The organism is Glaciihabitans arcticus (genome assembly GCF_004310685.1).
GTDB lineage: Bacteria > Actinomycetota > Actinomycetes > Actinomycetales > Microbacteriaceae > Conyzicola > Conyzicola arctica.
In genome coordinates this window covers 2452077-2463870 of record NZ_SISG01000001.1, presented here as the reverse complement: position 1 = coordinate 2463870, position 11794 = coordinate 2452077, and the positions used below count along the sequence as shown (strand labels likewise).

The window sequence follows — 11794 nt, the reverse complement described above, 5'->3', positions numbered from 1 at the left end:
GTGAGACGCCCTCACACTAACGACTATTCTGAAAGAGCCCTCCGTCTGCCACAACCCCGTCACCAGACAGCCGGCACACCACATTCCGCCCGAGCGATCACCTAGCAGAAGTTGCATCGAGCGTACTTACCCGATGGAGCACATCAGTCATGCTGGCTGGACTTAAGCGCGCACGCAGTTTCCGAGTAGTCGCGGCGACGCTCGCGACAATGGTCGTCGTCTCCGGCCTGACCCTTTCGGCAGCTCCGCAGGCAGCGCAGGCAGCCACCGGCTCCGTCTCGGGCACCGTCTTCCGTGACTTCAACGCGAACGGCCGGTTCGACACGACCGTCGCTGCGCACAGTGGGGTCGCAGTCGACACCGGCATCGGCGGCGTGACAATCACGGCATACAATTCGGCCAATGCAGTCTTCGGCACCACGACGTCGTCCGCGTCGTCCGCTGCGCTCGGTCAGTGGACAATCACCGGCACCACCGGTGCTCTCCCCGGCACCCTCCGTGTGGAATTCACGGGACTTCCCGCCGGATTCACGCCGTCACCCATGTACAACGCCACGGCCGGCACGCGCAATGGTTCGAACGTGCAGTTCGTGTCTCTGGGTGCCAGCAACGTCAACTTCGGTGCCAATGTGCCCGAGACCTACTCCCAGTCGAACGCCCCGCTCGTCACAGCGATCCAGTACTCCGGCCAGCCCATCTACACCGGCACGCCCGCCTCCGCCGATGCGAGCGCCAATCCTGCCGTCGTCGCTGCCCCGTACTCGCTCAACCAGCCCGCGAACGGGTCGACCTCGACCGGCGCCACAGCCTTCGCGGGCCGTACCACCCTGGCCACGTTCGGCCAGGTCGGCTCCGTCTGGGGCACCGCATACCGCCCGAGCGCGAACGACATCTTCGTCTCGGCGACCTACAAGCGTCACTCGGGTCTCGGCACGCTCGGCATCGGCGGTATCTACCGCATCAGCAATGTGCTGACCTCGACGGGCACTGTCTCGACCGGGTCCACCGTGAGCGCGTGGAAGGACATCACCGCCGCGCCCCTCAACATCCCGCTCGGCACGGTGCAGTCCAACGACGCGCGCGGGCTGAAGGGCGCTGGGGACTCCGCCTACGACGCCGACGCGTTCGCCAAGGCGGGCACCGTCGGCATCGGCGGGATGACGGTCAGCGCCGACGGCAAGACGCTCTACCTGATCAACCTGTTCAACAAGACGCTCGTCGCCATCGACATCACGACGATCAACTCGCCGACGGTCATCTCCACGACTCCCCTCGGGCTCACGGTCGGCCAGCGCCCCTGGGCTCTCACTCTTCACAACGACCAGCTCTACGTCGGTTGGGTGTCGACCGGCGAGACGGTAGCCGGATTCAACCCCGGCCAGTCCGCGGCCGCAGCAGGCATGACGGCGAACGTCATGCGCACCGCTCTCCCCGTCTCCTCCGGCTCGACCTTCACCACGGTGCTGAACGGTGCATCCCTCGGCTATGCCAAGGGCGATATCTACAGCAACGTTCTCGCCCCTCAGTCACAGCGGTGGAACACCTGGACGGGAACCTGGTCGTGGACCGGGGGCCGCGTCTCCGAGGCCGGCGCGGGATGGCACATGTACCCGCAGCCCGTTCTGAGCGGACTGTACTTCGACGAATCCAACTACCTCACTCTCGGATTCTCTGACCGAACCTCGATCCAGGGTGGCAACCGCAACTTCTCTACAGAGAGCCCCTCGACCAACCACTACGAGACGGGCGCCAGCGGCGACATCCTCATCGCGTCGACGAACAACGGCAACTCCTGGACCCTGGAGTCCAACGGAACTGCCGGAGCACGCACCACCGCGACGCAGAACGCGGCGCAGGGACCTGGCGGATTCGAGTTCTACAACGACCGCATGAACGTCGGCGACGGCACCACCCACCAGGAGGTGGCACTCGGCGCGCTCGCGGGCATCCGCGGCACCAAGGAGGTCGTGACCACCGCCTACGACCCTCTCGCCGGAATCCGCCTCGCGGGCACCAGCTGGTACTCGACGACGAACGGCGCGAACATCGCGGGCTACGAGCACACGGCCGACCCGGGCGGGTCGACCACGTCCACGTCATCCGGAACGTTCCAGAAGGGTGGTGGACTCGGAGCTGTGCAGCTGCTCGCCGAAGCCGCGCCCATCGAGGTCGGAAACCGCGTCTGGTTCGACGCCGACCAGGACGGCATTCAGGACGCCGATGAGCCCGCCATCGCAGGCGCAACGGTCGAACTCCGCAAGGGCGGCACGCTCATCAAGAGCGTGACGACCGCAGCGGACGGCAGCTACTACTTCTCGTCCGACCCCGACTCGGCCTATTACGCGGGAACAGGTTTTGTTGCGGACGGCGGCGACTATACGATCACCTTCGTCAAACCGGCCGGCAACCTGACTCTGACCGGTCCCAACGCGGCAGCCTTCGGGACGATCGCCTGGTCCGACGCATCACTCACCAGCACCGGTGGCTCGGCGCTCGCCGGTTCTGATCCCAACCCCTCCTCCGGCGTCGTCACCTTCTCGGCCGGTCCCGCGGGCTGGGTCAACCACGACATCGATGCGGGCTACACGGCGAACGCATCATTCACTGTTGCGAAGGCCCTGGCCGGTCCGGGCGTTCCGGTCGCTGGGCAGACGTTCACGATGATCGCGACAGCCACGGACTTCCGCGGCAACGCCCTGTCCCTAGGAGCGGCGGGTACCATCACACTGGTTGCGGGCGCCACGAGTTCACCGGTCGCCGTGCCCACCGGTACCTTCGTCACCGTCGCCGAGTCCGGAACCACGGCATATAAGACGGTTGTGATCAGCCCGTCCACGGCCGCACTCGTCACTGGCAACACCGCAGTCGAGTTCACCGTCACGAACACGCTGTACGAGGCGGGCACCTTCCGCGTCAGCAAGTCCGTCACCGGTGCTGCCGCTGGCTCTGTCGCCAACGCGCAGTCGTTCTCCGTCAACTACAGCTACACCGGGGGATCCGGCACGCTCACCGTCACCAAGGGCGGCACTTCGACGTTCTCCGACCCGATTCCGCGCGGTGCGGTCGTCACCCTCACCGAGGCGACTCCCGTCGGAGCACCCGCCAGCGTCGTCTGGGGCACGCCCGTCTGGTCCGGCACGGGCGTCACGAGCAACGCCAACGGCACCGCGACCTTCACGATGGCCGAGGGGGCATCCCTCGATGTCGCTCTTCAGAACCCGACCACCCAGCTGACCGGCGGCTTCACCGTTGCCAAGACGGTCACCGGCACCGCCGAGTCCTTGGTACCCGCCGGACGGTCCTTCGCTTTGCAGTACTCCGTCGACAACGGCGCCAACTGGATCGACGCGCCCGTCACGCGCGACTCAACCGTCTCGGTGAACGGAATCCCGACCGGCACGACGGTACTCGTTCGGGAGCTGTCTTCCACCAACAACCTGCCCAACGCGACGTGGGGAACCCCCGTCTTCAGCGGCCCCGGCGTGACCACCACGGCCGGAGTGACGAGCTTTGTCACCGGCGACGGAACACTGGTCGCCGTCGCTCTCAACAACCCCATCACCCAGCAGCTCGGGGACTTCAGCGTCACCAAGTCGGTGACCGGCACCGGCGCGGGCTCGGTCGGCAACGCGTATGCCTTCACCGTCGAGTACTCGACCAACGGCGGCACAACCTGGATTCCGAGAACGGTCTCCAAGGCCTCGCCGAGCTTCACCGTCACCGGCCTCCCGGCCGGCAGCTCAGTGCTCGTCAGGGAGACCGCACCGACCGCGAACATCGCCGACGTGGAGTGGGGCACCCCCGTCTACTCGGGAACAGGAGTCACGACCACCGCAGGCGTCGCAAGCTTCACGGTCGTCGCCAACTCCGATCTCGCCGTCGGCATCGAGAACCCGGCGACCCAGCTGCTCGGCAGCTTCTCGGTGACGAAGGCGGTCACCGGGACCGGTGCGGCGTCCGTGACGAACGGCTACTCATTCGTCGTGCAGTACTCGGTCGACGGCGGGACCACCTGGACCAACCGCACCGTTTCGAAGAACGCACCCACGTTCACCATCGCCGGTGTTCCGACCGGAACCCAGGTGCGCGTGCGCGAGGTCGCCCCCACGGCCGACATCGTCGACGTCGCCTGGGGCACCCCGGTCTACAGCGGCGCGGGCGTGACGACGACGGCGGGCGTGGCCCGGCTCACGGTCGGCAACGGTACGACCGTCGCCGTCGGGCTGGAGAACCCGACGACCCAGCTGACCGGTCGATTCTCGATCACCAAGTCGGTGGGTGCGGATGCCACGGCCTCCGTTCCCGCGAACACCCCGTTCACCCTGCAGTACTCCACCGACGGCGGCACGACCTGGACCACAACGACCGTCACCAAGGCGTCTCCGACTTTCACGAGCCCGGCGCTGCCGACCGGCACGACCGTGCTCGTGAAGGAGGACGCTCCCGCGAACATCGCCGACGTGACCTGGGGCGACCCGATCTTCAGCGGCTCGGGAGTCACCGTGACAGCCGACGGCGCAAGCCTCGTCATCGGCAACGCGACCACGGTTGCGGTCGGCCTGCTCAACCCGACGACCCAGCTCGTTCAGTTCTCGATCACGAAGAACGTGACCGGCCCGGCTGCCTCCACGCTCACGGCGGGCCACCTCTTCACCGGAACCTGGGACTACCCGGGCAAGGCGACGCCCGGCACGTTCTCGATCGTCAACGGCGGCGTCTTCACCTCACCCGGTATCCCCCAGGGCACTGTCGTGACCATCACGGAGACCGCGCCGACGGGCGGGCTTCCGGCCGGCTCGAGCTGGGGCATCCCGACCCTGATCACCGGGGCGACCACTTCTGCCAATGGTGACCCGATCACCATGAGCGCGCTCGGCGTCACTGCTGTCGAGCTCAAGAACCCGACCTTCGTCAGCGCGAGGGTGTCGATCGTGAAGGGTGACGAGCTGGGCAACGCGGCCGACACCATGCCCGACGCGGCGGCTTACTCGGCGGGCGAATCGCGCCAGATCGACATCACCGTCACGAACACCGGCACGGACGACCTCGAGGACATCACGCTCACTGATGTGTCACTCACCGGCGCGATCGTGAGTGACCTCAGTTGGACACTGCCGAACAACGATGTAGTTCCGGCCGTGCTGGTCGGCTCCACCTGGACGGCTGTGCTCCCCGCGGCGACATCGTGGAAGCCCGGCGAGATCATCACCGGAACCGCGACGCTCACGGTCGGCCTCGGCTCCGTGGCGCACACCGACCGCGTGACGGTGACGGCGACCGGAACGAACACCAACACGCCCGTCACCGACACGAACGACTACAACGCGTTCACCGGAGGCATCCAGGTCATCGAGTACGACGGCGAGGTCGCCGACCCCGCGGTGGGCGGACCGGGTGCCTGGGTCATCCCGACCAAGCCGCTGGTGTCTGACGACCAGGACGCGAACGACACCGACCACGCCGTCGTTTACCCCGTCAACACCCCGCAGACCGTGCGCTGGGTCGTCACCAACACTGGCACGACGTCATTGACGAACATCGACCTGCGCAACCCCGTCACCGGCGTCACGGACGTACCCGGCATCTGGACGGCAGACCTCAGCGACTTCGGTGGACCGGCGCAGTACACCTTCGTGCCCGGCACGCCGTGGCCCGGGATCCTGCCCCCCGGCGCATCGTTCTTCGCCACCGGCACGCTCACGCTGCCCGCCAACGGATCGCACGCCGACCTCGTGACGGTCACCGCAAACATCGTGGTGCCGGGCACGGCCTCGATCGCGCTCGACGACTCGGGCGACCCCGTGCTCGTCGACGACGAAGACCCGTTCCACGCGAAGAGCGGCATCGGCCCGTTCGTCGACATCGAGAAGGGTGACGGCACGGGAACCACCATCGCGAACGACGCCGACTCCATGCTCGACGCCGAGGACTACGAGCCCGGCGAGACCCGCACCGTCGTGGTCCGCGTGCAGAACACGGGCGACGAGGACCTGATCGACGTAACGCTCTCCGATGAGACGCTGGCTGGGGCCAGTGTGCAGTCTCTCGTCTGGACGTTCCCCGACACCACCACCGCAACTGCATCGCTGGTCGGCGGGGCGCTCACCGCGGACTGGGCGGCCACCCACAACGGAGCGGCGGTCTGGGAGCCGGGCGACTGGATCTACGGCACGGCCCAGCTCACCGTGAATGCCACGGATGCACCGCACGCGGATGATGTCACCGTGACGGCCGTAGGCGCCGACTCGTCGATCGCCGTCACCGACCATGACCTCTACAACGCCGTCACCGGCGCGGTGCAGGTCATCAAGTACGACGGGGACACTCCGGACCCCGCTGTCAAGGATGCGCTCGGAAACTGGATCGTGCCGTCAAAGTCGGCCATGAACGCCGACCAGGATGCCGACACTGCCGCCAACGCGGTACAGGTCGCTCCCGGTTCCCAGCGCACCATCCACTGGGTCATCACGAACACCGGAACCACGACGCTGACCAGCCTCGATGTGAAGGATGTCACGATCTCCGGCCCCCCGATCGACGCCGGCTGGACCGCCGACCTGTCACCGATCGGTGGACCCGCGGCGTACGATTTCGTGGCGAGCGGACCGTGGGAGGGTGAATTCGCTCCCGGGCAGTCGTTCTTCTCGGAAGGGACCTACCGCCTGGGCGCCTTCCAGACCCACTCGGACAACGTCGAGGTCATCGCCACCATCGTTGTGCCCGAGACGGACGCCGCAGGAGTTCCGACCGGAAACCCGCTGCGCAACCTCGCGGGCAATCTCGTGCCGCTGACCAACTCGGCGGGAGTTGTGCACACCGTTGACGGGGGAGACCCCTTCACCGCCCGTGCGCGCCTCAGCCTCGTGATCACCGGTGTCGAAATGCAGCTCGCGCTGGTCATGGCCGTTGCCCTGCTCATCCTCGGCTTCTGCCTCATGATGCTAGGACGCCGGCGTCGTCGCGCACGGGTCTAGCCTCGGAGGGTGACCGATACACCGAACAACCCCAGCGTTGAGCTGACGACCCACGGCGTCGGGCCGTGGGTCGGAGACCTTCCACTCGAGCCGTGGTACGACCGCGAGCTGCTCGAGCGGGGGGACACGCGCAACGTCATCGACCGGTATCGCTACTGGAGCATGGAAGCGATCATCAGTGATTTGGATGAGCGGCGGCATCCCTTTCATGTAGCAATCGAGAACTGGCAGCACGACATGAACATCGGCTCGATCGTGCGCAGCGCCAACGCCTTCGGAGCCGACACCGTTCACATCATCGGACGCAAGCGCTGGAACAAGCGCGGGGCCATGGTCACCGATCGTTACCAGCACGTGCTGCACCACGAGGATGTCGCGGCCTTCACTGCCTGGGCGGCCGGGGAGGAGCTGCCGGTCATCGCGATCGACAATGTGCCGGGCAGCGTACTGCTCGAGACCTACGCGCTTCCGAAGCGTTGTGTCCTGCTCTTTGGGCAGGAAGGGCCGGGCCTGTCAGCCGAGGCGATCGCCGCGTCGGAGGCGATCGTGGAGATCAGCCAGTTTGGAAGTACGCGCAGCATCAACGCGTCAGCGGCGGCCGCCGTTGCCATGCACGCGTGGGTCATGCAGCACGTTTCCTTCGCCTGAACAGAATCGGCTCCTCCGCGGACAGCGGCCAGTCAGTTGACGTCGAACTGCAACTCGAAGTCTTCCACCCGCTCGCCGGTTCCGAGTTGAAGGGTGTCGTTCAGCAGGCCGGTCTGCTCGAGCAGGATTGTGTCGGCGTAGTACGTGGTGTCGCCGGGTTCGAGCAACCACGGGGCATCCGAATTCTCGAACTGCTCGTAGGGGCCGACTCGTATCCGAGCTTCAGGTGGGTCGCGTCCTGGCCGTCGGAACTGAAGGTGGCGAAGTACTCGGCTCCCTCGAAGGAGCCGACCTGGCGGAAGCGCCAGACATCGATCGGGTCATCCGTCGGGTTGGAGAGGACTAAGGCGACGGCCACCTCGGGCGATCCCGCGGGGAACGGGCTCTCGCCATTCGACTCGGACGTCGGCGACGAGTCCTTCGCGCTCTCGCCATAGCCGAGCACGTAGATGTCGACCTGCAGGCCGTTCTCGAACTCGACGGTCCGCAGGAAGTCCCCGTCGACCTGAACTGGGAATGTCTCAGCTTATCGAGGGACTACGGCAGCGACTCGCTCGGCGGGTGAACGCGCCGCCTCCGCAGCACCTGCAGGCGCACCGCGAGAAAGAGCAGCGCTATCGCGATTGCCGCAGCTGGTGCGGGTGTGAATCCGACGAGCAGGATGATCGCCACCCCCGCAACCGCGAGCGCTACCTTGATCGCCGCAAGCCAGCCCGGCGTCGATCGCTGCACAAGCGCCCGCTGACGACTGTCGTAGTAGGCGACCAACAGCACAACGGGAACAAGGCCGACGGCGATGGCGAGCAGGAACAGCGGCCTCGTCTCCCACCAGGCCCGGCTGAGCGGCTCAGGGAAGGGCAGACGCGCGGTCATCATGGTGAGGGCCACCAGCACCACGACCGGAACGTGCCAGAGGTAGATCGTCATCGAGTGCCGGTTCACCCCGGCCGCGGCGCGCTGCAGCGACGGCACGTGGGCCATTCGCACGAGCCAGGGATGCGCAGCACTGAACAGCAGCAGCTGGCCGACCCCGAGCACGAGGATGCAGATCGTCGGCGGGTTCAGGTTCACGTACATGTCGGTCGAGTAGCCGAGCCCCATCGTGAGACCGGTGAGCAGCCCGAACGCGCCGAGCGCGAGAGCGAGCAGCAGCCAGCGGTTACGGCGGAGGAACCAACCGTCCGCGTACCAGAACCCCAGTTGCTGGATGAAGAGCCAGACGAACAGGAAGTTGAGCGCGCCGAGGCCGGGTGCTTCGAGGGCGCGGGATGTGACATCCACACAAATCGACAGCGCGAGCAGGCCGAACAGCGTCAGTCTCGGGTGGGCGTCGTGCAGGCGGGCCATCAGCGGCACGAAGCCCGCGCAGCCAAGGTAGACGGCGAGGAACCACAGAGGCTGCCCGATGCGGAAGCCGACCTGGCTGAGCACTTCGTTCGAGACCCCGGTCAGCGCGACGGCGGCGAGGCAGCCCGCGACGAGCGCGATCGGCAGCAGTGCGGGATGCGCGAGACGCTGCACCCGCTGACGGATGTAGTCGCCGGCCGTCGCGCCGCCCGTTTTCATCCGGCGCCACTGGGTGAGGCTCGAGAAGCCACCGAGCAGGAAGAACAGCGGCATGATCTGCACGCCCCACGTCGCCCAGGCGAAGATCGGATGGCCTTCGAGCGAGTTCGTGACGGCGAGACCCCCGTCGCCAACGGTGACCCCGGCCATCAGCGCGTGCAGGCCGACGACGATGAGAAGGCAGACCGCTTTGACGAGATCGACCGCCGAATCACGCTCGATGCGGGGGGCCACGTCCGACGCCACAGACCCTCCTTCACCCCAAACCACACAGTTCACAGGAAGGTTATCGTCTTCGCTCTAGAATTGGGTGTAATCCCGTTCCATCGAGAGGTCCCGTCATGCCAGCGATAGTCATCATCGGCGCCCAGTGGGGCGATGAGGGTAAAGGCAAGGCCACCGACCTTCTCGGCAGCCGCATCGACTACGTCGTGAAGTTCAACGGCGGCAACAATGCCGGCCACACCGTCGTTGTGGGCGATGAGAAGTATGCGCTGCACCTGCTGCCGTCCGGCATCCTGAGCCCCGGCGTGATCCCGGTGATCGCGAACGGTGTCGTCATCGACATCGAGGTGCTGTTTGACGAACTGACCGCACTCGTTGCTCGTGGCGTCGACGTCTCGCGCCTGCTCGTCTCCTCGAACGCGCACGTCATCACCCAGTACCACCGCACGCTCGACAAGGTCACCGAGCGCTTCCTCGGCAAGCGCCAGATCGGCACGACCGGTCGCGGCATCGGCCCGGCCTACGCCGACAAGATCAACCGGGTCGGCATCCGCATCCAGGACCTGTTCGACGAGAACATCCTGCGCCAGAAGGTGGAGGGTGCGCTGCACCAGAAGAACCACCTTCTCGTCAAGATCTACAACCGCCGCGCCATTCAGATCGATGAGATCGTGGATGACCTGCTCGCCTACGCCGAACGTCTCCGGCCGATGGTCGCCGACACGAGCCTCCTGCTGAACCAGGCTCTCGACGCCGGCAAGATCGTGCTCTTCGAGGGCGGCCAGGCGACCATGCTGGACGTCGACCACGGCACCTACCCGTTCGTGACCTCCTCCAACTCGACCTCGGGGGGTGCGGCGACCGGATCCGGCGTCGCCCCCAACCGCATCGACCGCGTCATCGGCATCGTCAAGGCGTACACGACCCGCGTCGGCGCCGGTCCCTTCCCGACCGAGCTGCACGACGAGTCGGGCGAGTTCCTGCGCTCGAAGGGTTTCGAGTTCGGCACCACGACCGGCCGCCCGCGCCGCACCGGTTGGTACGACGCCCCGATCGCCCGCTACTCGGCGCGCATCAACGGCGTGACCGACTTCGTGATGACGAAACTGGATGTGCTCACCGGCCTTTCCGTCATACCGGTGTGTGTCGCCTACGAGGTGGACGGCAAGCGCGTCGACGAGGTGCCCGCCTCGCAGTCCGACTTCCACCACGCGAAGCCCATCTACGAGGAGTTCCCCGGCTGGGAAGAGGACATCACGGGTGCCCGCACTTTCGAGGACCTGCCCGCGAACGCCCAGTCCTACGTGCTCGCAATCGAGGCGATGAGCGGATCCCGCATCTCGGCCATCGGCGTCGGCCCCGACCGCGAGGCCATCATCGTGCGGCACGATTTGCTCGACTAGACACTCGGAATACGCCGGCCCGACGGCTGTTGGGTTAAGCATGACTTCTGAACTGGGACCGGTAGTACTCGGCGGCAACGTATTCGGTTGGACCGCCAACAAGGACGAGAGCTTCGCCGTTCTCGACGCCTTCGTGGCGGCGGGCGGGCGATCCATCGACACGGCCGACGTGTACAGCGCATGGGTGCCCGGCAACGCCGGCGGTGACTCCGAGGAGATCATCGGGGAGTGGGTCGCATCCCGAGGCAATCGCGACAGCGTGCACATCGCGACCAAGGTCTCCTCGCTCGAGGCGCGGCCCGGACTCAGCGCCGCCAACCTCGCGGCAGCCGTCGATGACTCGCTGCGCCGTCTGCAGACCGACTACATCGACCTCTACTACGCGCACAACGACGACAAGGATGTTGCGCAGGAGGAGTACGTCGCCGCGTTCGACGCCCTCGTGAAGGCGGGCAAGGTGCGCGCGGTCGGCGCCTCCAACTTCGAGGCGGATCGCGTGCGCAGCGCGGTCGAGATCGCGAAAGCGCAGGGCCTCACGCCCTTCACCTTCGCGCAGGACCGCTGGAGCCTCGTCGAGCGCGGCATCGAGACGGGCCTCGTCCCGACCCTCGCCGAGCTCGGCATCACCGAGCTGCCCTACTCCTCGCTCGCAAGCGGCTTCCTGAGCGGCAAGTACCGCGCCGGTGGGCCCGCCGTCGACTCGCCGCGCGCGGGTGGCGCATCCCGCTACCTCGAGGTGCCCGCGAACATCGAGCTGTTGTCGACACTGGATGACGTCGCCACCGCCCACGGCGCCGACGTGGCATCCGTCGCGCTGGCGTGGTTGCGGGCGCAGGATGTCGTCGGTGCGCCGATCGCGAGCGCCCGAACCGTCGCCCAGGTGCCGGCGCTGATGAACGTCATCGAGCTCACGGCCGAGGAACTCGCCGCCCTCTCGTAGCCCCCGTTCGGGTGGCGGCCAATGGTCGCCACCCAGCT

Annotated in this window: 6 protein-coding genes; 4 read left to right on the top strand and 2 right to left on the bottom strand. The window is 66.7% G+C overall.

The annotated features are described in order from the left end of the window. Positions 1–149: 149 nt before the first annotated feature. On the top strand, positions 150–6974 hold the full coding sequence (locus EYE40_RS12020; protein ID WP_130982170.1) for a beta strand repeat-containing protein: 6825 nt from the start codon (positions 150–152) through the stop codon (positions 6972–6974). Positions 6975–6983: 9 nt separating this feature from the next. Further along, positions 6984–7622, top strand: coding sequence for a TrmH family RNA methyltransferase (locus EYE40_RS12015; RefSeq protein WP_130982169.1), 639 nt, complete (start codon positions 6984–6986; stop codon positions 7620–7622). A 32-nt stretch (positions 7623–7654) separates the two neighbouring features. On the opposite strand, the gene EYE40_RS15760 is transcribed toward EYE40_RS12015, so the two are convergent. Next, a complete protein-coding gene (locus tag EYE40_RS15760) occupies positions 7655–7789 on the bottom strand; it encodes a hypothetical protein (protein WP_275669403.1) in 135 nt (44 codons plus the stop codon). A 370-nt stretch (positions 7790–8159) separates the two neighbouring features. Further along, a complete protein-coding gene (locus EYE40_RS12010) occupies positions 8160–9434 on the bottom strand; it encodes an acyltransferase family protein (RefSeq protein WP_161972391.1) in 1275 nt (424 codons plus the stop codon). Between the two features lie 95 nt (positions 9435–9529). Here EYE40_RS12010 and EYE40_RS12005 point away from each other — a divergent pair, with 95 nt between their 5' ends. Both EYE40_RS12005 and EYE40_RS12000 read left to right on the top strand, forming a co-directional pair. Continuing rightward, positions 9530–10816, top strand: coding sequence for an adenylosuccinate synthase (locus EYE40_RS12005; RefSeq protein ID WP_130982167.1), 1287 nt, complete (start codon positions 9530–9532; stop codon positions 10814–10816). A 40-nt stretch (positions 10817–10856) separates the two neighbouring features. After that, positions 10857–11756: an aldo/keto reductase gene (locus tag EYE40_RS12000; RefSeq protein WP_130982166.1), complete on the top strand. Its 900-nt coding sequence runs from the start codon at positions 10857–10859 to the stop codon at positions 11754–11756. The last annotated feature ends 38 nt before the right edge of the window (positions 11757–11794 follow it).